Origin of the sequence: Thauera sedimentorum, from assembly GCF_014489115.1 — a bacterium.
Taxonomy (GTDB): Bacteria; Pseudomonadota; Gammaproteobacteria; order Burkholderiales; family Rhodocyclaceae; genus Pseudothauera; species Pseudothauera sedimentorum.
Genome location: NZ_JACTAH010000001.1, coordinates 2,042,525 through 2,065,930 on the forward strand (window position 1 = coordinate 2,042,525; position 23,406 = coordinate 2,065,930).

At 68.0% G+C, this 23,406-nt stretch carries 20 protein-coding genes; 6 read left to right on the forward strand and 14 right to left on the reverse strand.

Annotated elements, in window-relative coordinates; translation table 11 throughout:
• Positions 1-113 precede the first annotated feature (113 nt).
• The 5 genes from IAI53_RS09365 to rlmE form a co-directional block, all read right to left on the reverse strand.
• A complete protein-coding gene (locus IAI53_RS09365) occupies positions 114-1,139 on the reverse strand; it encodes a substrate-binding domain-containing protein (protein ID WP_187717823.1) in 1,026 nt (341 codons plus the stop codon).
• Positions 1,140-1,338: 199 nt separating this feature from the next.
• Positions 1,339-2,691, reverse strand: a complete 1,353-nt coding sequence (gene glmM / locus IAI53_RS09370) for a phosphoglucosamine mutase (RefSeq protein ID WP_187717824.1) — start codon at positions 2,689-2,691, stop codon at positions 1,339-1,341.
• 173 nt (positions 2,692-2,864) lie between these two features.
• Entirely contained in the window at positions 2,865-3,695 is an 831-nt protein-coding gene (gene folP / locus IAI53_RS09375) for a dihydropteroate synthase (RefSeq protein WP_187717825.1), read from the reverse strand.
• A 67-nt stretch (positions 3,696-3,762) separates the two neighbouring features.
• Complete coding sequence (ftsH, locus tag IAI53_RS09380; RefSeq protein ID WP_187717826.1) at positions 3,763-5,655, reverse strand: ATP-dependent zinc metalloprotease FtsH; 1,893 nt, start codon at positions 5,653-5,655, stop codon at positions 3,763-3,765.
• Between the two features lie 122 nt (positions 5,656-5,777).
• A complete protein-coding gene (rlmE, locus tag IAI53_RS09385; protein ID WP_187717827.1) occupies positions 5,778-6,395 on the reverse strand; it encodes a 23S rRNA (uridine(2552)-2'-O)-methyltransferase RlmE in 618 nt (205 codons plus the stop codon).
• A 137-nt stretch (positions 6,396-6,532) separates the two neighbouring features.
• Here rlmE and IAI53_RS09390 point away from each other — a divergent pair, with 137 nt between their 5' ends.
• Entirely contained in the window at positions 6,533-7,003 is a 471-nt protein-coding gene (locus tag IAI53_RS09390) for a YhbY family RNA-binding protein (protein WP_187717828.1), read from the forward strand.
• Between the two features lie 5 nt (positions 7,004-7,008).
• On the opposite strand, the gene IAI53_RS09395 is transcribed toward IAI53_RS09390, so the two are convergent.
• The 7 genes from IAI53_RS09395 to IAI53_RS09425 form a co-directional block, all read right to left on the reverse strand.
• On the reverse strand, positions 7,009-7,470 hold the full coding sequence (locus IAI53_RS09395) for a DUF4149 domain-containing protein (RefSeq protein ID WP_187717829.1): 462 nt from the start codon (positions 7,468-7,470) through the stop codon (positions 7,009-7,011).
• 16 nt (positions 7,471-7,486) lie between these two features.
• The gene (gene greA, locus IAI53_RS09400) at positions 7,487-7,963 is read right to left on the reverse strand and encodes a transcription elongation factor GreA (RefSeq protein ID WP_187717830.1); all 477 of its coding nucleotides are present in this window, start codon (positions 7,961-7,963) and stop codon (positions 7,487-7,489) included.
• Entirely contained in the window at positions 7,963-11,187 is a 3,225-nt protein-coding gene (carB, locus tag IAI53_RS09405; protein WP_187717831.1) for a carbamoyl-phosphate synthase large subunit, read from the reverse strand. The genes greA and carB overlap by 1 nt, the downstream gene beginning before the upstream one ends.
• A gap of 52 nt (positions 11,188-11,239) precedes the next feature.
• On the reverse strand, positions 11,240-12,382 hold the full coding sequence (carA, locus tag IAI53_RS09410; protein ID WP_187717832.1) for a glutamine-hydrolyzing carbamoyl-phosphate synthase small subunit: 1,143 nt from the start codon (positions 12,380-12,382) through the stop codon (positions 11,240-11,242).
• Positions 12,383-12,614: 232 nt separating this feature from the next.
• Complete coding sequence (locus tag IAI53_RS09415) at positions 12,615-15,140, reverse strand: response regulator (RefSeq protein ID WP_187717833.1); 2,526 nt, start codon at positions 15,138-15,140, stop codon at positions 12,615-12,617.
• A gap of 3 nt (positions 15,141-15,143) precedes the next feature.
• On the reverse strand, positions 15,144-15,950 hold the full coding sequence (dapB, locus tag IAI53_RS09420) for a 4-hydroxy-tetrahydrodipicolinate reductase (protein ID WP_187717834.1): 807 nt from the start codon (positions 15,948-15,950) through the stop codon (positions 15,144-15,146).
• A gap of 36 nt (positions 15,951-15,986) precedes the next feature.
• A complete protein-coding gene (locus IAI53_RS09425; RefSeq protein WP_187717835.1) occupies positions 15,987-16,403 on the reverse strand; it encodes an outer membrane protein assembly factor BamE in 417 nt (138 codons plus the stop codon).
• 135 nt (positions 16,404-16,538) lie between these two features.
• Here IAI53_RS09425 and fur point away from each other — a divergent pair, with 135 nt between their 5' ends.
• On the forward strand, positions 16,539-16,979 hold the full coding sequence (fur, locus tag IAI53_RS09430; RefSeq protein ID WP_187717836.1) for a ferric iron uptake transcriptional regulator: 441 nt from the start codon (positions 16,539-16,541) through the stop codon (positions 16,977-16,979).
• 51 nt (positions 16,980-17,030) lie between these two features.
• Here the strand turns inward: fur and recN are convergent, their stop codons facing one another.
• Positions 17,031-18,689, reverse strand: coding sequence for a DNA repair protein RecN (recN, locus tag IAI53_RS09435; protein ID WP_187717837.1), 1,659 nt, complete (start codon positions 18,687-18,689; stop codon positions 17,031-17,033).
• Between the two features lie 14 nt (positions 18,690-18,703).
• A complete protein-coding gene (locus IAI53_RS09440; protein WP_187717838.1) occupies positions 18,704-19,591 on the reverse strand; it encodes an NAD kinase in 888 nt (295 codons plus the stop codon).
• Positions 19,592-19,672: 81 nt separating this feature from the next.
• On the opposite strand from IAI53_RS09440, the gene hrcA reads away from it, so the two are divergent.
• The 4 genes from hrcA (at position 19,673) to IAI53_RS09460 (ending at position 23,401) form a co-directional block, all read left to right on the forward strand.
• Entirely contained in the window at positions 19,673-20,701 is a 1,029-nt protein-coding gene (hrcA, locus tag IAI53_RS09445; RefSeq protein WP_187717839.1) for a heat-inducible transcriptional repressor HrcA, read from the forward strand.
• Between the two features lie 20 nt (positions 20,702-20,721).
• Positions 20,722-21,819, forward strand: coding sequence for a ferrochelatase (hemH, locus tag IAI53_RS09450; protein ID WP_187717840.1), 1,098 nt, complete (start codon positions 20,722-20,724; stop codon positions 21,817-21,819).
• Positions 21,819-22,211, forward strand: coding sequence for a phage holin family protein (locus tag IAI53_RS09455; RefSeq protein ID WP_187717841.1), 393 nt, complete (start codon positions 21,819-21,821; stop codon positions 22,209-22,211). Before hemH ends, IAI53_RS09455 begins: the two co-directional genes overlap by 1 nt.
• A gap of 104 nt (positions 22,212-22,315) precedes the next feature.
• Positions 22,316-23,401, forward strand: coding sequence for an SPM autocatalytic domain-containing protein (locus IAI53_RS09460; protein ID WP_187717842.1), 1,086 nt, complete (start codon positions 22,316-22,318; stop codon positions 23,399-23,401).
• The last annotated feature ends 5 nt before the right edge of the window (positions 23,402-23,406 follow it).

The window sequence follows — 23,406 nt, forward strand, 5'->3', positions numbered from 1 at the left end:
CCGCTGTGGGCATTCGGCAATCACCCCGAACCGCATCGGGGGCGAGTTCGGGGCGATTGTTGCAGCTTGCTGCGCGAGCGGCCGGCGCAGCCGGCCACCCGCGCGACCAGCGCTTACTTGACGGTCTTGCCGCTGCGCACGTTGGCGAGGATCTTTGCACGCTCGTCGTCGGACAGCGGGATCAGGCCGGCCGCCTCAAGCGGGCTGCCGAAACCGGACACCGCATCGCTCAGGAAGTACTCGGCGTACTCCTTGAGGCCCGGGATCACGCCGACGTGCTCACCCTTGATGTAGAAGAACAGCGGACGGGAGACCGGATACTCGCCGGAGCCGATGGTCTTGAGGCTGGGCGTCACGCCATTGACGGTCGCCACCTTGAGGCGGTCGCGGTTCTGGTCGTAGAAGCTCAGGCCGAACACGCCGACCGCATCGCCCTGGGCCTGCAGGCGGGCCAGCGTCTCGGTGTAGTCACCGGCGATCTCGATCACGCGGCCATCCTGGCGCAGGTTGTTGCACGCCTTCTTCTTGGCGTCCTTGTCCATCGCCTTGACCTCGGCAAAGGTCTCGCAGCCGGCGTGGGTGACCTTCTCCTCGAACACCTCACGGGTACCGTGGTTGGAAGCCGGGATCACCAGCACGATCTCCTGGTCCGGCAGCGACTTGTCGATCTGCGACCAGCGGGTGTAGGGGTTGTTCACCATCTTGCCGTCCTGCGGCACCTGGGCGGCGGCGGCCAGGAAGACGTGCTTGGGCTGGAGCGCGAAGCTGCCCTTGTCGGCACGCGAGGCGAACACGATGCCGTCGTAGCCGATCTGCACTTCGATGATCTTGTTCACGCCGGCCTTGGCGCAGGCCTCGACTTCGGAGGACTTGATCGCGCGGGAGGCGTTGGCGATGTCGATGGTGTTGGCGCCGACGCCCTGGCAGAACTGGCGCAGGCCGCCGGACGAACCGCCGGAGCCGACCACCGGGGTCTTGAACTGCGGGAAGGCGTTACCGAACTCCTCGGCGACGATGCTGGCAAACGGCAGCACGGTCGACGAACCGGCGATCTGCAGGTTGTCGCGCGCCATGGCCGGGGCGGCAAAGGAGGCGCTGAGGGCAACAACGGCGGTCGCGATGAAGCTCTTCTTGAACATGTACGGATTCTCCAGTCTCGTGAATTCAGCTTTCCCGGTTTCGGGTGAGCTCCCGCCGTGACGGGAACGAAACGGATTATCCGCAGCGATGATGACAGTTCTGTTAAACGTCACGAAACATGTCACGACGCCCTGTCACAATCCCCTGCCCTGAACGCCCCGGGGCGCCGCCACTGCGGCGCATCCACGGGCTGAGGAACTACTCCACCGACTCGCGCACCGCGCCGGCGATCGCATTCGCCAGGCGCTCGACCTGCTCGCCGTCACGGCCCTCCACCATCACGCGCAGCAGCGGCTCGGTACCCGAAGGGCGCAGCAGCACCCGGCCACCATCGCCCAGTTCGGCCTCCGCAGCCTGGCGCGCGGCGGCGATGCCGCGATCGGCCTGCCAGTCGAAGCCGGCCGGCAGGCGCACGTTGATCAGCCGCTGGGGGTAGAACACCAGGTCCGCGCAGGCTTCGGCCAGCGTGCAGCCCCGCTGGCGAAGGGCGGCCAGCACCTGCAGCGCGGAGACGATGCCGTCGCCGGTGGTGTGGCGGTCCAGGCAGATGATGTGGCCGGAGTTCTCGCCGCCCAGCTTCCAGCCGCGCTCGTGCAGTTGCTCCAGCACGTAGCGGTCGCCCACCTTGGCGCGCGCGAAGGGCACGCCGAGCCGGCCCACCGCATGTTCGAAGCCCAGGTTGCTCATCAGCGTGCCGACCACGCCGTCCAGCCGGCCTTCCGCGTGGCGCGCGCCGGCGATCACGTAGATCAGCTTGTCACCGTCGTAGATCTCGCCATTGCGGTCCACCATGATCAGGCGGTCGCCGTCGCCGTCCAGCGCGATCCCCAGGTCGGCGTTCTCCGCCAGCACGGTCTTGCGCAGGTTCTCCGGACGCGTGGCGCCGACGCCGTCGTTGATGTTCAGCCCGTTGGGTTCCACGCCTACCGGCAGCACCTCGGCGCCCAGCTCGTGAAACACCGCCGGCGCGATGTGATAGGCCGCGCCGTGCGCGCAGTCCAGCGCGATGCGCAGGCCGCGCAGGTCCAGCTCGTTGGGGAAGGTGCTCTTGCAGAACTCGATATAGCGCCCGGCCGCGTCGTCGATGCGACGGGCCTTGCCCAGGCGCGCCGAATCCGCGCAACCCATGGGCTGCTCCAGGCGCGCCTCGATCTCCGCTTCGACCGCGTCCGGCAGCTTGGCGCCGCCGGCCGAGAAGAACTTGATGCCGTTGTCGAAATACGGGTTGTGCGAGGCGGAGATCACCACCCCGGCCTGCAGGCGCAGCGCGCGGGTGAGATAGGCCACCGCCGGCGTGGGCACCGGGCCGGCCAGCATGACGTCGACGCCGGCCGCGGCGAAGCCTGCCTCGAGCGCGGCTTCCAGCATGTAGCCGGAGATGCGTGTGTCCTTGCCGATCAGCACCGCCGGATGCTCACCGTGGGGCAGATGCTCGCGCGCCACCAGGGTGACGCCGGCCGCATAGCCCAGGCGCATGACGAAATCGGGCGTGATCGGCGTCTCCCCTACCCGGCCGCGCACCCCGTCGGTGCCGAAATACTTGCGTCCCATCCTGACTCCAGTGCGAATCGCTGCAAAGCCGGAATTATGGCAGCAAGCTGGGGCGGCATGGCGCCGCCCCTCGACATCTGACGTGTGGTGGCGGCCTTGGCCGTAATACGGCCTGTGGACGAACAGCCACCGCATCGCGGCCAAGGCCGCTCCTACCGGGGAGCGGTGCAGGTTCAGGCGGCCAATTGCACCGCTTCCAGCACCTTGAGCGCATCCACGGTATCGGCCACGTCGTGCACCCGCACGATGCGCGCGCCCTTCTGCACCGCAAGCAGTGCCGCGGCCACACTAGCCCCAAGCCGCTGGTCCACCGGCCTGCCGGTGATGGCACCGAGCATGGACTTGCGCGACACCCCGGCCAGCACCGGCAGGCCGGCGGACCCGAGCCGGTCCATGTGGGCGAACAGCGTGAGATTGTGAGCCAGGGTCTTGCCGAAACCGAAGCCGGGATCGAGCACGATGCGCTCGCGGGCCACGCCGGCGGCGCACAGGATCGCCACCCGTTCGTCGAGGAATGCGGCCACCTCGCCCACCACGTCACGGTACTGCGGATCGGCCTGCATGGTGCGCGGTTCGCCCTGCATGTGCATCACGCACAGCGCGGTATCGCCATCGCGCACCGCCTCCACCGCACCGGGGGCGCGGAAGCCATTGACGTCGTTGATGAGGTCCGCGCCCGCCTCCAGGGCGGCACGCATCACCGCGGGCTTCAAGGTATCGACCGAGATCGGCACGCGCCAATCGGCCAGCGCGCGCACCACCGGCACGATGCGGGCGATCTCCACCGCCTCGGGCACCGGGTCCGAGCCCGGACGGGTGGACTCCGCGCCCAGGTCCAGAATGTCGGCGCCCGCCTCGAGCGCCGCTTCCGCGCGTGCCAGCGCGGCGGCCAGGTCGCTGCCCACCCCGTCGCCGGAGAACGAATCCGGGGTGAGATTGACGATGGCCATCACCCGCGGGCGGGACAGGTCCAGCTGGAAACGGCCGCAGCGCAGCAGGCTCATCTTGGCTCCTTGGAATGCAAACGGGCCGGCAAAGGCCGGCCCGCGGGTCGATGCAGTGAGATCGGGATCAGGCAGCCGGCGCCGGAGCGTTGGGCTGCTGGCCGGTGCCGTCGTCGGAGGACGGCTTGACCGGCACCGAAGCCGGCTTGGGCGGACGCGGCGGCTTGCCCTCCATGATGTCGTTCACCTGGTCGGCGTCCAGCGTTTCCCACTCGAGCAGCGCGTGGGCCATGGTCTCGACCTTGTCGCTGTGCGTCTCGATCAGGTTGCGCGCCAGGCTGTACTGCTGGTCGATGATGCGACGGATCTCCGCATCGACCTTCTGCATGGTGCTCTCGGACACGTTGCGGTGGGTGGTGACCTGGCGGCCGAGGAAGATCTCGCCTTCCTCCTCGCCATACACCATGGGGCCGAGCGTGTCGGACATGCCCCACTGGGTGACCATGCGACGCGCCAGATCGGTGGCACGCTGGAAGTCGTTGGAGGCGCCGGTGGTCATCTGCTTCATGAAGATCTCTTCGGCGATCCGCCCGCCGAACAGCACCGCGATCATCTGCAGCAGGCGGTCGCGGTCCTGGCTGTAGCGGTCCTCGGCCGGCAGCTGCATGGTCACGCCCAGCGCGCGGCCGCGCGGGATGATGGTGACCTTGTGCACCGGATCGGTCTTGTCGAGCAGCTTGGCGACCACCGCATGGCCGGACTCGTGGTAGGCGGTGTTGCGGCGCTCTTCCTCCGGCATGACCACTGAGCGGCGCTCGGCGCCCATCATGATCTTGTCCTTGGCACGCTCGAAGTCGTCCATGTCCACCAGACGCTTGTTGGCGCGGGCGGCGAACAGCGCGGCCTCATTGACCAGGTTGGCCAGGTCGGCACCGGCAAAGCCGGGCGTGCCGCGCGCCAGCACATGCGGATCGACGTCCGGGGCGATCGGCACCTTGCGCATGTGAACCTTGAGGATCTGCTCGCGGCCGCGGATGTCCGGCAGCGGCACCACCACCTGGCGGTCGAAGCGGCCCGGGCGCAGCAGCGCCGGGTCGAGCACGTCGGGGCGGTTGGTGGCGGCGATGACGATCACGCCGGCGGCGCCCTCGAAGCCGTCCATTTCCACCAGCAGCTGGTTCAGGGTCTGCTCGCGCTCGTCGTTGCCGCCGCCCAGGCCGGCGCCACGCTGGCGGCCGACCGCGTCGATCTCGTCGATGAAGATGATGCACGGCGCGTGCTTCTTGGCCTGCTCGAACATGTCGCGCACGCGCGCCGCGCCGACGCCGACGAACATCTCGACGAAATCCGAACCGGAGATCGAGAAGAACGGCACCTTGGCCTCGCCGGCGATCGCCTTGGCGAGCAGGGTCTTGCCGGTACCGGGCGAGCCGACCATCAGCACGCCCTTCGGGATGCGCCCGCCGAGCTTCTGGAACTTGGACGGGTCACGCAGGAACTCGACCAGCTCGGACACTTCTTCCTTGGCCTCGTCGCAACCGGCGACGTCGGCGAAGGTGATCGAGTTGGCGGACTCGTCCAGCATGCGCGCCTTGCTCTTGCCGAAGGAGAACGCCCCGCCCTTGCCGCCGCCCTGCATCTGGCGCATGAAGAAGATCCACACGCCGATCAGCAGCAGCATCGGGAACCAGGAGATGAAGATGCTGGCTAGGAAGCCCTGTTCCTCTTCGGGCTTGGAGGCATTGACCGTGACGCCGTAGCGCATCAGGTCCGACACCATCCAGATATCCTGCACACCCGGGGTATATACCGTGATCGAGCGGCCATCCTGGGTCGACGCACGCAGCGTGCGGCCGTCCACAGTGACCTTGGAGACCCGGCCAGCCTTGGCCTCCTCCATGAATTGCGAGTACTCCATGGTGTTCGGAGACACCTGGCGCTCGTTGAACTGGTTGAAGACCGTCATCAGCACGACGCCGATCACCATCCAGATGGCAAGATTCTTGAAGAGATTGTTCAACGTATTTCCTCGAAAGCCCGACTGGGGCCAGCGCAAGATTGACCCATTCTAGTGGCGAACGTTCCCGCCGGCAAACCAATCGGGACGATCAACAATAACAATTACAGAACGGCGGAAAGCGGCTACTTGCGCCCGGTTCCGAGCAGGTACACCTCGGCGCTGCGATCGCGCGAGGCCTTCGGCTTGCGCACCTGCACGCTGCGGAACACCTCCTGCATCTGCCGGCGCAGCTCGTCGAAGCCCTCGCCCTGGAATACCTTCACCACGATATTGCCGCCCGGCTTCAGATGCCGCGCGGCAAAATCCAGTGCCAGTTCGCACAGATGGATGGAGCGCGCCTGGTCCACCGTGGGCACGCCAGACATGTTGGGGGCCATGTCCGACATTACAAGGTCCACCGCCGCACCCTGCAGGCTGGCCTCGAACTGTTCTGCCACCGCATCGTCGGTGAAATCGCCCTGCAGGAACTCGACCCCGGGGATAGGTTCGACCGGCAGCAGGTCGAGCGCGAACACCCGCCCCTTGGCCCCGATGCGCTGCACCGCGACCTGGCTCCACGAGCCCGGCGCAGCGCCCAGGTCCACCACCACCGCGCCGGGGCGCAGCAGGCGGTCACGGTCGTCGATCTCGGCGAGCTTGAACGCCGCCCGCGAGCGATAGCCGCGCGCCTTTGCCTGTTGCACGAAGGTGTCGTTCACATGTTCCTGCATCCAGGCCTTGCTGGTCTTGGTTCGCTTCATCGCAATAGATCGGAGTAGAATCCGCAACAATCGAAGCCCCCGGCCGACTGGCGGGGGCTTCGCCACTAATCGGTGCGGAACCCCGCGGGTTCCGCGCAATTCACCGGCACCGCCGGCGAGCAGAATCGAGAATACAGATGAGCGAACTCACCCCCGCGCAACGCCGCGACCTGCGCGCCCGCGCCCACCACCTGAGCCCGGTCGCCAGCGTTGCGTCCAACGGCCTGAGCCCGGCCGTACTGGCCGAGATCGAGCGCGCGCTGCAGGCCCATGAACTGATCAAGGTCCGCGTCTACGGCACCGAGCGCGACGAACGCGACGCGCTGATGAAAGAGCTGTGCACCGCGCTCGGCGCAGCACCGGTCCAGCACATCGGCAACATCCTGATCGTGTGGCGCGAGCGCCGCGAGGAAGAACGTGCTGCCGCCGCGCCGGCCGCCAAGACCGGCCGCGCCGCGCGCCCGTCGACCGCGAAGTCCGCCGCAGGGTTCGCAGCCGCCGCGCGCCGCGCCGCGCTGACCCAGGCCGCGCAGGCCAAGAACCGCAAGACCCGCGGCGCCCCCGGCGGTCGCTACAAACCGGCCGCGCCGTCGACCCGCAAGAAGTAAGGCGCTCAGCGCAGCACCCGGCGCGGCGCGACCAGCAGCACCAGTCCGGCCACGCTCTGCACCAGGTAGAGCACGCTGGACACGCCATGCCAGGTGGCGAAGCGGTCGCGCAGCGCGCTGTCCATCACCTCGCGCGGCCAGGCTTCCGCCTTGAGCTGCGCCATCAATGGCTGTATCCCGAACAGGATCGCCAGGCTCGCCGCCAGCATCAGCACGACCAGCCAGAACACCCAGCCACGAAACGCCGCCCAGCCCTGCCGCAGCGCCAGAAACAGCAGCAGGTAGCCGGCGCAGGCCACGCCGATCCAGCCCACGCTGGCGAACAGGCGGCCGGCTACATTGCCGGCCAGTACGCGGTCGCCGATCATGGCGAACAGCGTCGGCGCCACCAGGTAACCCACCACCCACAGCGCGCCCACCCACAGCGTGAGCGCAAGCAAGAAGGCGTAGTCCGCCAGACGGCGCATGCCGGTCCTGCCCGCCTCAGACGTAGCGGACGTCCACGATCTCGTACTCGCGCACGCCCCCCGGGGCCTGCACCTCGGCGATGTCGCCGGCGTACTTGCCGATCAGCGCACGGGCGATCGGCGAGCTGATGGAGATCTTGCCCAGCTTGATGTCGGCCTCGTCGTCGCCGACGATCTGATAGGTCACGGTCTGGCCGGAATCCATGTCCTCCAGTTCGACGGTGGCGCCGAACACGCAGCGGCCGTCGGCATCGAGCAGCGCGGGATCGATGATCTGCGCGCTGGCCAGCTTGCCTTCGAGCTCCATGATGCGGCCCTCGATGAAGCCCTGGCGGTCCTTGGCGGCTTCGTACTCGGCGTTCTCGGACAGGTCGCCGTGCGAGCGCGCCTCGGCGATCGCGGCGATCACGTTGGGGCGCTCCACGGTCTTCATGCGGTGCAGTTCGGCGCGCAGCATCTCGGCGCCGGCGACGGTGAGTGGCGTCTTGTTCATCAGGCTTGCTTCAGTTCGGCGTGCAGCGACTGCACGGAATACACTTCCAGGCCGGCCAGGTGGCGCATGCCCATGCAGGCCGCGCGCGCGCCCTCGATGGTGGTGTACACCGTGACCTTGGCGGCGAGCGCGCTGGTGCGGATGGAGCGCGAGTCGGTGATCGCCTGACGCTTTTCCTCCACCGTGTTGATCACCAGGCAGATCTCCTCGTTCTTGATCATGTCCACGATGTGCGGGCGTCCCTCGGTGACCTTGTTCACCACCGCGACCGGAATGCCGGCCGCCTCGATCGCGCCGGCGGTGCCGCGGGTGGCGACCAGGCGGAAGCCGAGGTCATGCAGCTCGCGCGCCACCTCGACCGCAGCCGGGCGGTCGGTGGGCTTGACGCTGATGAACACCAGGCCGGTTTCCGGCAGGCGCACGCTGGCGGCAATCTGGCTCTTGACGAAGGCTTCGGCAAAGCTGCGGCCCACGCCCATGACCTCGCCGGTGGACTTCATCTCGGGCCCGAGGATGGTGTCCACGCCCGGGAACTTCACGAACGGGAACACTGCTTCCTTGACCGAGTAGTACGGCGGCACGATTTCGCCGGTAACGCCCTGGCTGGCCAGGCTCTGGCCGGCCATGCAGCGCGCGGCGACCTTGGCCAGCGGCAGCGAGCAGGCCTTGGAAACGAAGGGCACGGTGCGCGAAGCACGCGGGTTCACTTCCAGCACGTACACCACGGCGTTGTCGCCCTCGCCCTGGATGGCGAACTGCACGTTCATCAGGCCGCACACGTTGAGCGCACGGGCCATCGCTTCGGTCTGGCGGCGCAGTTCGTCCTGCAGCGCGGCCGACAGGGTGTAGGGCGGCAGCGAGCAGGCGGAGTCGCCCGAGTGCACGCCAGCCTGTTCGATGTGCTCCATGATGCCGCCGATGATGACCTGCTGGCCGTCGGACAGCGCATCGACGTCAACCTCGGTGGCGTCGTTGAGGAAGCGGTCGAGCAGCACCGGCGATTCATTGGACACCTTGACCGCTTCGCGCATGTAGCGCTCGAGGTCCTTCTGCTCGTGCACGATCTCCATCGCGCGGCCGCCCAGCACGTAGCTTGGCCGCACCACCAGCGGGTAGCCGATCTCGGCAGCCAGGCGCACCGCCTCTTCCGGGGTGCGCGCGGTGCGGTTGGGCGGCTGCTTGAGGCCGAGGTCGGTGAGCAGCTTCTGGAAGCGCTCGCGGTCTTCGGCGGCGTCGATCATGTCCGGGCTGGTGCCGATGATGGGCACGCCGTTCTCTTCCAGGGCACGGGCGCGCTTGAGCGGGGTCTGCCCGCCGAACTGCACGATCACGCCGACCGGCTTCTCGATGTGCACGATCTCGAGGATGTCCTCCAGGGTGATCGGCTCGAAGTACAGGCGGTCGGAGGTGTCGTAGTCGGTGGACACGGTTTCCGGGTTGCAGTTGACCATGATGGTCTCGTACCCGTCCTCGCGCAGCGCCAGCGCCGCGTGCACGCAGCAGTAGTCGAACTCGATGCCCTGGCCGATGCGGTTCGGACCGCCGCCCAGCACCATGATCTTCTTCTTGTCGGTCGGGTGCGCCTCGCACTCTTCCTCGTAGGAGGAATACATGTAGGCGGTGGAGGTGGCGAACTCGGCCGCACAGGTATCAACCCGCTTGAACACCGGGCGCACGCCCAGGGTGTGGCGATGCAGGCGCACCGCGGTTTCGTCGGTGCCGAGCAGCTTGGCCAGACGGCGGTCGGAGAAACCCTTCTGCTTGAGCGCGCGCAGTTCGGCCGCCTGGATGGCCTTCAGCGAACGGCCGGTGAGCGCCTTCTCGGTGAGGACGATGTCCTCGATCTGGGCGAGGAACCAGGGGTCGATCTTGGTCAGGGCGAACACCTGCTCCTGGGTATAGCCCTCGCGGAAGGCCTGGCCGACGTACCAGATGCGCTGCGCACCCGGGTTGACAAGCTCGTGCTCCAGGTCCTCTCGATCGGTCTCGACCTCGTCCAGACCGTAGGCCCCCACTTCCAGGCCGCGCAGGGCCTTCTGGAAGGATTCCTGGAACGTGCGGCCCATGGCCATCACCTCGCCCACCGACTTCATCTGGGTGGTCAGGCGGTCGTTGGCCTGCGGGAACTTCTCGAAGGCGAAGCGCGGGATCTTGGTGACGACGTAGTCGATCGAGGGCTCGAAGGACGCCGGGGTGGCGCCGCCGGTGATGTCGTTCTTCAGCTCGTCCAGCGTATAGCCCACCGCCAGCTTGGCCGCGACCTTGGCGATCGGGAAGCCGGTGGCCTTGGAGGCCAGCGCCGAGGAACGCGACACGCGCGGGTTCATCTCGATGACGATCATGCGACCGTCCTTCGGATTGATGGCGAACTGCACGTTGGAGCCGCCGGTATCCACGCCGATCTCGCGCAGCACCGCGATCGAGGCGTTGCGCAGGATCTGGTATTCCTTGTCGGTGAGCGTCTGCGACGGGGCGACGGTGATCGAGTCGCCGGTGTGCACGCCCATCGGATCGAGGTTCTCGATCGAGCACACGATGATGCAGTTGTCGGCGCGGTCGCGCACGACTTCCATCTCGTATTCCTTCCAGCCGAGCAGCGATTCCTCGATCAGCAGCTCGTTGGTCGGGCTGGCCTCGAGACCGCGCTTGCAGATCTCATGGAACTCTTCCATGTTGTAGGCGATGCCGCCGCCGGTGCCGCCCAGCGTGAAGCTCGGGCGGATGATCACCGGGAAGCCGATGCCGCCCTGCACCTGCAGCGCCTCTTCCATGCTGTGGGCGATGCCCGAACGCGCCGAGCCGAGGCCGATCTTGGTCATCGCATCCTTGAACTTGAGGCGGTCCTCGGCCTTGTCGATGGCCTCTTCGGAGGCGCCGATCAGTTCCACGCCGTACTTCGCCAGCACACCGTTGCGGCCCAGGTCGAGCGCGCAGTTGAGCGCGGTCTGGCCGCCCATGGTCGGCAGGATGGCGTCCGGACGTTCCTTCTCGATGATGCGCTCGACCACCTGCCAGGTGATGGGCTCGATGTAGGTCACGTCCGCGGTGCCCGGGTCGGTCATGATGGTGGCCGGGTTGGAGTTCACCAGGATGACCTTGTAGCCTTCCTCGCGCAGCGCCTTGCAGGCCTGGGCACCTGAGTAGTCGAACTCGCAGGCCTGGCCGATGATGATCGGGCCGGCGCCGATGATCAGGATGGACTGGATGTCTGTACGCTTGGGCATTGCCGTAGTCTCAAATCGGTGACGGCGGGCCGTGGCCCGCCGGGGTGCAGTCTTACTTGGCCGCTTCGATCAGTTGCACGAAGCGGTCGAAGAGATAGGACACGTCGTGCGGGCCGGGGCTGGCTTCCGGGTGTCCCTGGAAGGAGAAGGCCGGCACGTCGGTGCGGGCGATGCCCTGGTTGGAGCCGTCGAACAGCGACACGTGGGTGATCCGCAGGTTGTCCGGCATGCTGGCCGGGTCGACCGCGAAGCCGTGGTTCTGGCTGGTGATCAGCACCTGGCCGGTATCCATGTCCTTGACCGGGTGGTTCGCGCCGTGGTGGCCGAACTTCATCTTCATGGTCTTCGCACCCGAGGCCAGCGCGAGCAGCTGGTGGCCGAGGCAGATGCCGAAGGTCGGCACGCGGGCGTCGAGGATCTCGCGGATCGCGGCGATGGCGTAGTCGCAGGGCTCCGGGTCGCCGGGGCCGTTGGAGAGGAACACGCCGTCGGGCTTGAGCGCCAGCACGTCCTTGGCCGGAGTCTGCGCCGGCACCACGGTCAGGCGGCAGCCGCGGCTGGCGAGCATGCGCAGGATGTTGCGCTTGACGCCGAAATCGTAGGCCACCACATGATGACGGCCGTCGGCCTGCGGCACATAGCCTTCGCCCAGCACCCACTCGCCCTCTTTCCAGGGGAAGGCCGCCGGCGCGCTCACCACCTTGGCCAGGTCCATGCCGGCCAGCCCGGGGAAGGCGCGCGCCTGGGCCACGGCCGCCTCGGCGTCGAGCACCTCGCCTACCGCGCCGGTGACGATGCAGCCGGCCTGCGCACCCTTCTCGCGCAGCACGCGGGTCAGGCGGCGGGTGTCGATGCCGGCGATGGCCACCACGTTCTCGGCCTTGAGATAGGCATCGAGCGTCTGGTCCATGCGGAAATTCGAGGGCAGGATGGGCAGGTCGCGGATCACCAGGCCGGCGGCGTGCACCCGGCCGGCTTCCACGTCCTCACGGTTCACACCGGTGTTGCCGATGTGCGGATAGGTCAGCGTAACGATCTGGCGGCAATAGCTGGGGTCGGTCAGGATCTCCTGATAACCCGACATGGAGGTGTTGAACACCACCTCGCCGACCGTGCTGCCTGCCGCACCGATGCCCTTGCCGTGGAAGACCGTCCCGTCGGCAAGCGCGAGAAGGGCGGGCGGGAAAGCAGTCACGAGATACTCCTGGATACAGGCGGAATTTGGGGTGGACCGAAGGCACCGGAAGCCCGGAGCACGTCTGGCCCATACGTGAAAAAACGGGACGGACCCACCGGCCAATCCCGCTTCAAATCCTTGAGATTATATTGTTTTGCCGAGCCGTAGGCAACGCGGCGAGGTGTCGAGCCAAGCCCACCGGGCGGCTGCCCCCAACGGACGGACCGGATGAACGCCCTCTCGCTCCCGCTCACCCGCCGTGCAGATGCTGGCGCAGGTTGTTCGCCAGCAGATTCATCTCGCGGATCAACGCGGAAAGGGCGTCCGCACACCCGCTGCCGTCGCCGTCGCGGGAGACTTCTTCCAGCCGCCGCGCCGCCTTCTCCGCACGCCCGGCCCCGAAGATGCCGACCGACCCCTTCATGGCGTGCGCCAGCTCGTAGAGGCGGCGCTGGTCGCACACCTCCCCGGCGCTCCGCAGCGCGGCGATGTTGGCTCCCAGGTCTCGGAAGAACAGCTGCAGCAACTGCCCAACCGCCTCTTCGTCACCCCCCAGCAAGGCCCGCGTATGCGCCAAGTTGGCCACTTCGTCGGACTGCGCCGGCGACCCGGCAGGTTCGAGCAGGGTTGCATCCGCCGCCTCGTCCAGCGATGCGACCATCTCGTCGTGCCGGCTGCACACGCGGTGTATCGCACCGAACAGCGCCGAGGGCTGTATCGGCTTGGTCACGTAGTCGTCCATGCCAGCCTCGAGGCAACGGGTGCGGTCGCCTTCCATGGCATGAGCGGTCATGGCGATGATGGGCACCGACTGCCAACGCCCGGACATCGCCCAGCTGCGCCGCGCCTCGCGTGCCCGGATGGCCTGGGTGGCCTCGATGCCCCCCATCACCGGCATCTGCACATCCATCAGCACCACGTCGAACTGGCCGTCCTCGAGGATCTCGACCGCCTCCTGGCCGTTGTTCACGACGGTCACCCGATGCCCGGCACGCTCCAGGATGCGGGAGGCCACGGTCTGATTGACCGGATTGTCCTCGACCAGCAGCACGGCCAGCGACTGCCCGAGACCGGCCTCCTGCTCAAGCACCGTCCTGCCGAGATCCGGATCGAACTGGAGGAAGCTGTGCTCGTCGACCTCGTCCTCGGCCCCGTTGCAGGCAATCCTCAGCGCCTCGACCACGTCGCCGATCCCGAAGGGCTTGGCGAGCCGGGACGTCAGGCCAAGCTCCCGGCAACGCGCGAGGTCATCGCGCATCGAGTGGCTGGCAAGCATCATGACGATGCGCTCAAGCCATGTCGTCGATTCCCGGTAACGCGCAGCCAGCGCAAATCCTCCAGGCTCGGGCATGGCGGCATCCATGAGGACGAAATCCACCGGGTCATTGCCCTGCTGCGCCGCCGCGAGCGCGTCGACAACGGCCTGTCCCTCGCTCAGCGCCTCTGCCCGCAACCCCAGGCCGCACAACTCGTCTGCCAGCTGAGCGCCGAAGGCCGGATTGACCGCACCGACCAGGATCCGCCTGCCCTGCAGGTCCTGCGCCTCGAGTCGCTGCGGCTCGGCGATCGCTTCCAGACGTGCCGTGAAACTGAAGGTGCTGCCGTAGCCCTCGCGGCTGCTGACGGTCAGCCGGCCACCCATCAGGCCGACGAGATGCCGGCAAATCGCCAGCCCCAGCCCGGTGCCGCCGTACTTGCGGGTGGTCGAGGTGTCGGCCTGGGAGAAGGCCCCGAATATGTCATCCAGCTTGTCATCCGGAATACCGATGCCGGTGTCGCGCACGGCAATGCAAAGCTCCGTCTCGGCGCCATCCCGCCGGGCGACGGTCACCGCCACCTCGATCTCCCCCGCTTCGGTGAACTTGATGGCGTTGCCCACCAGATTGAGCAGCACCTGGCGAATACGCCCCGGGTCGCCGCGCAGCACCGCCGGCACATCGTCAGCGAGATGGCAATAGAGCTCCAGGCCCTTCTGGTGCCCGCGCAGCGCCAGCGACTTGACCGTCTCGCCGACCACCGACGCCGGGGCAAAATCGATGTACTCCAGGTTGAGCTTGCCGGCCTCGATCTTGGAGAAGTCAAGCACGTCATTGATGATGGTGAGCAGCGCTTCCGCCGAGGACTTGACCGTCTGCAGGTAGTCGCGCTGCTCGGCGTCCGGGCCCGAATCGAGCAGCAGCTCGGTCATGCCGAGGATGCCGTTCATCGGCGTGCGGATCTCGTGGCTCATGTTGGCGAGAAAGTCGCCCTTTGCCCGGCTGGCCGCCTCGGCCGCCTCCTTGGCCTGCAGCAACTCGAGTTCCTTGTGCTTGGCATCGGTCACGTCACGCCACACGCCGGCCAGGCGTTGCCAGCGCCCGTCCGCGCCGCGCTCTTCGGCGCAGCCACGAACCTGGATCCACTGCCAGGCGTCCGCCCGCGTGCGCACGCGGAACTCGCATTCGAAACGGGGAAGATCGCCACGCAGGTGGCCACGCAGCAAGGCCTGCGCAGCACCGAGATCCACCGGATGAATCAGCGGCAGCCAGGCCTCCGGCCGCCGGCCGATCTCGTCCTCGGCATAGCCGAACAAGGCATACCAGTGGGCATCGACCTCGATCTCGTTCGTACTCAGGCGCCAGTCCCACAGGCCGCCGCCGGCATAGCGCAACGCAAGGTCGAGACGTGCGCGGGAGTCGGCCAGCTCGGCAAGCGCGCGATCACGCTCGTCGCATAGCGACGCAAGCAGCGCGCGCAAGGCTACCGGATCCGTGGGCAGGTCCGGCAGCTCGCTCATGGTTCAACGCAGACCCAGGACGTCCTGCATGTCGAACAGACCGGCCTTGCGCCCGGCCAGGAAGCGCGCCGCGCGCAGCGAACCGAGCGCGTAGGGCATGCGGCTGCCCGACTTGTGGGTGATCTCGATGCGCTCGCCGATGCCGGCAAACAGCACGGTGTGGTCGCCCACCACGTCGCCACCGCGGATGGTGGAGAAGCCGATGGTCTCGGCCTTGCGCTCGCCGGTAACGCCTTCGCGGCCGTAGATCGCGCATTCGTCGAGGTCGCGGCCGAGTTCGCGTGCGACCACCTCGCCCATGCGCAGCGCGGTGCCCGAGGGTGCATCGACCTTGAAGCGGTGATGCGCCTCGATCACCTCGACGTCGTAGCCGTCGTTGAGGATGCGCGCGGCGACCTCGAGCAGCTTGAACACCGCATTCACGCCGACCGCCATGTTGGGCGCGAACACCACGGGAATGTCGCGCGCCGCCTCGGCAATCACCTGCTTGCCGGCCGCATCGAGGCCGGTGGTGCCAATCACCATCGCCTTGCCGAGCTCGCGGGCCAGTGCCAGATGGGCGAGCGTGCCCTCCGGACGGGTGAAGTCGATCAGGCAGTCGCAGGCGGCGATCGCAGCACGGGCGTCGTCACCAATGGCGACTCCGCTGGCCACGCCGACCATCTCGCCGGCATCGCGGCCGACGAAGGGCGTCCCGGGGCGGTCGAAGGCCGAGGCAAGGACGGCCTCGCCGTCCTTCAGCACCGCTTCGATCAGCATCCGCCCCATCCTGCCGGACGCCCCGGCAATGGCAATACGCAATTGACTCATCAGTAATCCTTGCTGTCTGCGCGCAGGGCGCGCCACTCAGTCCTCGACCGGCGCCTCGATCTCGATCACCCGGCTGCGTTCGCCACGCTGGGCCTGCACCTCCGCCTGCGGATCGCCGGCCTGGACGTCGCCCGCCACGCGATCGAGCGCGTCGCCCTCGAAGAACACCGAGATGACCCGCTGCTCGGGCTCGCCATGCCCCTTGGTGAACAGATAGACGTAGTCCCAGCGGTCGTTGCGGAACATGTCGACCACCAGCGGCGTACCGAGCACGAAACGCACCTGTTCGCGAGTCATGCCGCGACGCAACTGCGCGACCATTTCCTGGTCCACGTAGTTGCCCTGGCGGACATCGATGCGATACGGGTTGATGCGGTCCGTGATGGTTCCGAATGAACAACCGGCCAGCAGGCCGAGCGCGGCAATCAGTGCCGTAATGTGCGGAAGGCGCATGAGTGGTGTCTTGGTTGGCACGCCGATCGGCGCATCGTTCTCAGGTCAGGGCAAAAAATATATCATAGGCGGGCTCGGCCACAGCGGTTCGCAAGCGCGGCTGCGCCGTTTCCTGCCACTCCCCGACAGGCAATCATGTCCGAAAACTCACAAAGCCTCAAAAGCATCGGTCTCAAGGCCACCTATCCGCGCCTGAAGATACTTGACCTGTTTCAGACCTCCGAGCAGCGCCATCTCACGGCCGAAGACGTCTATCGCCTGCTGATGAGCGAAGGCATGGACATCGGCCTGGCCACCGTCTATCGCGTACTGACGCAGTTCGAGCAGGCCGGCCTGCTCGAGCGGCACTACTTCGAGTCGGGCAAGGCGGTCTTCGAGCTGCACGAAGGCGGGCACCACGACCATCTGGTCTGCCTGCAGTGCGGCAAGGTCGAGGAATTCTTCGATCCGGAGATCGAGCGCCGGCAGAACGCGGTAGCCGAGGAGCGCGGCTTCAAGATGAAGGACCACGCCCTCTACCTGTACGCCGAATGCATCAAGGAGAACTGCCCCAACCGCGGGGGCAACGGCGAGTAAACACGACCTTGGCCCGCAGCCCGGGCCGGTCGAAAACGGCTTGCCGCGTGCTCAGTCCGCGCCGAGCATCTCCGCGGCATGCCGGCGGGTGGTCTCGGTGATGTTCACCCCGCCCAGCATGCGGGCAATCTCTTCCACCCGCGCGCCCTGATCGAGCACCGAAACGCGGCTGAGCACCTCGCCGCCCTGCTCGGCCTTGGCGATGTTCCACTGCCAGTCCGCGCACGCGGCCACCTGTGGCAGGTGGGTCACGCACAGCACCTGGCGCTCGCGCCCCAGGCGATGCAGGAGCTTGCCGACGATCTCGGCCACCCCACCACCGATGCCGACATCGACCTCGTCGAAGATCAGCGTCGGCGTGGCAGAGTCGCGGCTGGTCATCACCTGGATCGCCAGGCCGATGCGCGACAACTCGCCACCGGAGGCCACCTTGGCCAGCGGGCGCAGCGGCTGGCTCGGGTTGGCCGCCACCAGGAACTCCACCGTCTCGTCGCCATGCGCCGAACCGTCCGGCAGAGGGATGAGCGACGCCTCGAAGCGCCCGCCGGCCATCGCCAGCGTCTGCATGGCCTCGCTCACCTCGGCAGAGAGCGCAGCTGCGGCCGGACGGCGTAACGCGCCGAGTTGCCGTGCGGCGGTTTCGTAGGCCTTGCGCGCGGCGGCTTCCTGCTCCGCCAGTCGGGCCGGGTCGGCGCTGGCGCTCAACTCTTCCAGCCGCCTGCGCCAGTCCGCCAGCAGGGCGGGCAACGCTTCGGGCGCTGCGCGATGCTTGCGCGCAAGATCGGTCACCGCAGCAATGCGGCCCTCCACCTCGGCCAGGCGCTCGGGGTCGAGGTCCAGCCGATCGCGATAGCGGCGCAGCGCATGCAAGGCCTCGTCCGCCTGGATGGCGGCGTCGGCCAGCAGGCTGCGCACCTCTTCGAGCGATGCGTCGATGCCGGCCATCTCGCCGACCTTGTTGCCCAGGCTGGCGAGCATGGGGGCTGCGGCCAGTTCGCCGTCGCCCAGGGCGACGAGCACCTCGTCGGCGCCGGACATCAGCCCCGCGGCATGTGCGAGGCGCGCGTGTTCCTGGTTCAGCTCCTGCCACTCGTCGGCGTCGAAAGCCAGCTCCTCGAGCTCGCGCACCTGCCAGGCGAGCAGCTCGCGCTCGCGCTCGGAGGCGGCGCTGTCGTGCTCGGCACGCTCGCGCCGCTCGACCGCCTGCCGCCAGTCGCGGTAGCGCGCCGCCACCTCGGCCACCGCCTCGGCGGCCCCCGCGTGGGCGTCGAGCAGCGCCCGCTGCGCGTCGGCACGCAAGAGGGCGTGATGGGCATGCTGGCCGTGGATGTCGCACAGCCACTCGCCGGCCTCGCGCAGCTGCGCCAGGGTGACCGGGGTGCCGTTCAACCAGGCCCGCGAACGCCCGCCCGCCTCCACCACGCGGCGCAGGATGAGCGCCCCGTCCTCGACCTCCAGGGCCTGCTCGGCAAGCCAGGCGGCGAGCGGCCCGTCGGGCGGCAGATCGAACTCGGCGCACACTTCCGCGCGCTCGCGCCCGGTGCGTACCGCGGCGGCATCGGCACGGTCGCCCAGCGCCAGGCCGAGCGCGTCGAGCAGAATGGACTTGCCCGCACCGGTCTCGCCGGTGAGGGCGCCGAAGCCGGCCTCGAAATCGAGCTCCAGGCGGTCGACGATGACGAAATCGCGTATGGTCAGGCGGCGCAGCATGGTGGACGCTGATGTCAGGTGTGGCGCGGAACCGCACTCCAGTGCAGTTTCTCGCGCAGCATGGCGAAGTAGCTGTAGCCCTCGGGGTGCAGCAGGCGGACCTGCAGCGCGGAACGCGTGATGCGCATGCAGTCGCCGGCACGCGCATCGAAGCGCGCCTGGCCGTCGAAATGCACGCGCGCGTCGTGCGGCGGCAGGAGATTGATCTCGATACGGCAGGTGTCCGGCAGGGTCACCGGGCGGGCGGTGAGCGCATGCGGGCATAGCGGCACGATGGCGATGCCGCCGACGCTGGGATGCAGGATGGGGCCGTTGGACGACAGCGCGTAGGCGGTGGACCCGGTAGGGGTGCTGACGATCATGCCGTCCGAACGCTGGGTGTAGACGAACTCGCCGTCTATCGCCACGTCGAACTCGATCATGCGCCCGAGGTCGCCCTTGTTGATCACCACGTCGTTGAGCGCCAGGGTCTGGAACACGCGCTGGCCGCCACGCAGGATCTCGGCGTCGAGCATGAAGCGGGACTCGGCAGTGTAGCGCCCGTCGAGGATCTCGCCGATGCGCTCGGTCGCGTCCTCGCGCGCCACGTCGGTGAGAAAGCCCAGCCGCCCCTGGTTGACGCCGACCAGCGGCACCTCGTGCTCGGCCAGCCGGCGCGCGGTGTTGAGCATGGTGCCATCGCCGCCGAGCACCACCGCAAGATCGGCGCGCGCGCCGATCTCGTCGTAGGTGGCCGGCGGAAACTCGCCGCCCCCCATGCCGATCGAACTCGCGGTGCCCTGCTCGATCAACACCACAAGCCCGCGTTCGCGCAGGAACTCGGCCAGGCGCGACACGGATTCGGCCACGTCTGGGCTCTGGTACTTGCCGATCAGGGCAACGGTGCGAAAGCGCTGGCTCATGGAACGCGATTAAACCACATCCGCCCGGCGCCCGGCAGCGCGCTGCACCGGGGCCCGATCCGCGCTATATTTGCCTCCGCCATGAACACGCTAGACGCCCGCTCGCAGATCCTCCTCAAGACGCTGATCGAACGCTACATCGCCGAAGGCCAGCCGGTCGGCTCGCGGGCGCTGTCGCGTTATTCAGGCCTCGAACTGTCGCCGGCCACGGTGCGCAACGTCATGAGCGACCTGGAGGAGATGGGCTTCATCGCCAGCCCGCATACCTCGGCCGGCCGCATCCCCACCGCGCGCGGCTACCGCTTCTTCGTCGACTCGCTGCTCACCGTGCAGCCGCTGGACAAGTCGCGCATCAGCGCCTTGCGCGGCCAGTTGCAGCCCGACCAGCCACAGCGCCTGATCAGCTCGGCCTCACACCTGCTGTCCGAACTCACCCAGTTCGCCGGCGTGGTGGTCGCCCCGCGCCGCGAGGCGGTGCGCATCCGCCAGATCGAGTTCATCAGCCTGTCCGAAACCCGCATCCTGCTGATCATCGTCACCACCGCGGGCGACGTGCAGAACCGCATCCTGCTCACCCGCCGGCCCTACAGCAGCAACGAGCTGACCGGCGCTGCGAGCTATCTCAACGAGCACTTCGCCGGCCTCGCCTTCGAAGAAATCCGCAGCCGCGTGCAGGAAGAGCTCAAGCAACTGAGCAGCGACATGAGCGAGCTGATGGCCGCGGCGGTGGAAGCCGGCACCGAGGCCACCGCGGAGACCGCGGCCAGCTACGTGATCTCGGGCGAAACCAACCTGCTGGACGTGGAAGACCTGTCGTCCAACATGGTCCGCCTGCGCGAACTGTTCAAGATGTTCGAGAAGCGCACCGGCCTGCTGCAACTGCTCGACCTGTCCAACCGCGCCGAGGGCGTGCAGATCTTCATCGGCGGCGAATCCGGCCTGGCGCCGCTCGACGGCTGCAGCGTGATCACCGCCCCCTACGAGGTCGACGGTCAGGTGGTCGGCTCGGTCGGCGTCATCGGCCCCACGCGGATGGCCTACGACCGGGTGATCCCCATTGTCGACATCACCGCCCGCCTGCTCTCCAACGCACTGTCGACCCGCGACTGACCCATTCCACAAGGACTCCCATGGCCCGCTACCGGCCCGAACCGCCCTACACCCACGGCACGCCCGCACGCACCGCGGTACTGCTGGTCAATCTCGGCACCCCCACCGCGCCCACTGCGGCGGCGCTGCGCCCCTATCTGAAGCAGTTCCTCTCCGATCCGCGGGTGGTGGAGATCCCGCGCGCGCTGTGGTGGCCCATCCTCAACGGCATCATCCTCAACACCCGGCCGAAGAAGTCCGCCGAGAAATACGCCAGCGTGTGGCTGCCGGAGGGTTCGCCGCTGAAGGTGCACACCGAGAAGCAGGCCAAGCTGCTGGCCGGCTACCTCGGCCAGTCCGGCGCACACGGCGTCCGGGTGGACTGGGCGATGCGCTACGGCAGCCCGTCGATTCCCGAGGCCCTGGAGCGCCTGCGCGCCGCCAACTGCACCCGCATCCTGGTGGTGCCGATGTACCCGCAGTACGCGGCCAGCACCACCGCCAGCGTGATGGACGAGGTCGCGCGCTGCCTGCTCGGCTGGCGCAACCTGCCCGAGATCCGCTACGTGCGCAGCTTCCATGACGACCCGGGCTACATTGGGGCGCTGGCCCAGAGCGTGCGCGACCACTGGGTCCGGTCCGGCGAGGGCGACAAGCTGGTGATGAGCTTCCACGGCGTGCCGCGCCGCTCGCTCGACCTGGGCGACCCCTACCATTGCGAGTGCCACAAGACCGCCCGCCTGGTCGGCGAGGCGCTCGGGCTGCCGGCCGAGCGCGTACTGGTCACCTTCCAGTCGCGCTTCGGCAAGGCCGAATGGCTCAAGCCCTACACCCAGCCCACGCTCGAGGCCATGGCGGCCGGGGGCACGCAGCGGGTGGACGTCATGTGCCCCGGTTTCGTCGCCGACTGCCTGGAAACCCTGGAAGAGATCGCCATGGAATGCCGCACCGCCTTCATCGGCGCCGGCGGCCAGCAGTTCGAGTACATCCCCTGCCTCAACGAGAACGACGCCTGGATCGATGCGCTGTGCCGCATCACCCGCGCGCACCTGGGCAACTGGCTGGAACTGCCGGAGCCCGATCCACAGGCGCTGGAGCGCAGCCGGCAGCGCGCCAGGGAACTCGGGGCGCAGCGTTGATGGGCCCGCGGCTGCGCCTGCTGCTGCAGATCGCCCTCAACGCGGTGGCGCTGATGCTGCTGCCGGAACTGATCGACGGCCTGCGGGTGGAGAGCTGGACCGCGGCGCTGCTCACCGCGCTGCTGCTCGGGCTGATCAACGCGCTGGTGCGCCCCATCCTGATCCTCATCACCCTGCCGATCACCGTGCTCACCCTGGGCCTGTTCACCCTGGTGATCAACGCCTTCCTGTTCTGGGGCGTGGCTGCGCTGGTGAGCGGCGTGCACGTGGCCGACTTCTGGACCGCCTTCTGGAGCGCCCTGCTCTACAGCCTGCTGACCTGGCTGGTCGGCCTCGCGCTGGGAGATCCGCGCGACCGCCGGGTGCGCATCGTCGTCGGCCGGCGCGACTGAAGCGATGACGCAGGACGGCACCGAGCCGTCCTGCAATCGGGCACTCAAGATTTCCGCCCACCGGCCGTTAATACCTCCGGGCAGGTTCAACCTCGGAGACGGCCATGAAGATCGCGGCGGCCAGCGTACAGATGCAGGCGGAACACCTTTCGACGACTCGCTTCGAGTCTTCGGAACGCCTCACCGCATGGGTCGGCGAACGGCGCCCCGGCGCGCGTCCCGAACCCGCCGCCAACGCAGCCCGCGTCGTCGCGCAGGCGGTGGCGCCACAGGTCAGGCTCTCGGCCGAAGCCCTCGCCGCTCAGGCGGCAGACGCCGCCGAGGCGGCCGACGAGGCCGGCCAGGGCGACCCGCGCCTGCAATTGCTGGCGCGCATGATCGAGTTCTTCACCGGCCGTCCGATGCGCCTGTTCGACATGGCCGAATTCGCCCGCGGCCGCGCCCGCGCCGAGGCGGACGCCGCAGCATCGACCAGCCAGGTCCAGGGCGCGCAGGCCAGCGGCAACGGTCCGGCGCGTGCCGGCTTTGGCATCGAGTACGACTACAGCGAGACCTACGCCGAACACGAGCAGCTGAGCTTCCAGGCCAGCGGCACGGTGCGGACCGCCGACGGCCGCGAGATCGCCTTCGAGCTGTCCCTCGAGATGGAACGCAGCTACGTGGAAACCCACAGCGTCAGCGTGCGCGCGGGTGATGCCCGTCTCAAGGACCCGCTGGTGTTCGATTTCGGCGGTCCGGCCGGCGCGCTCTCGGACCTGCGCTTCAGCTTCGACCTGGACGCCGACGGCCAGGCCGACGAAGTGCCCCTGCTGGCCGGCGGCCGCGGCTTCCTTGCCTTCGATCGCAACGACAACGGACGGATCGACGACGGCAGCGAACTCTTCGGCCCGCTGTCGGGCGACGGCTTCGCCGAGCTCGCGGCGCTGGACGACGACGGCAATGGCTGGATCGACGAGAGCGACGCGGCCTTCGGTCAACTGCGCGTCTGGCAGCCTGCCGCCGAGGGCGACGGCAACGTGCAGACCCTGGCCGCAGCCGGCGTGGGCGCGCTCTACCTGGGACGTGTGGCCACGCCGTTCGACCTGCGCGGCGCCGCCAACGACACGCTGGGCATGATGCGCAGCTCCGGCGTCTATCTGCGCGAAGACGGCAGCGCCGGTACGCTCAGCCAGATCGACCTGAGCGTCTGAACGCC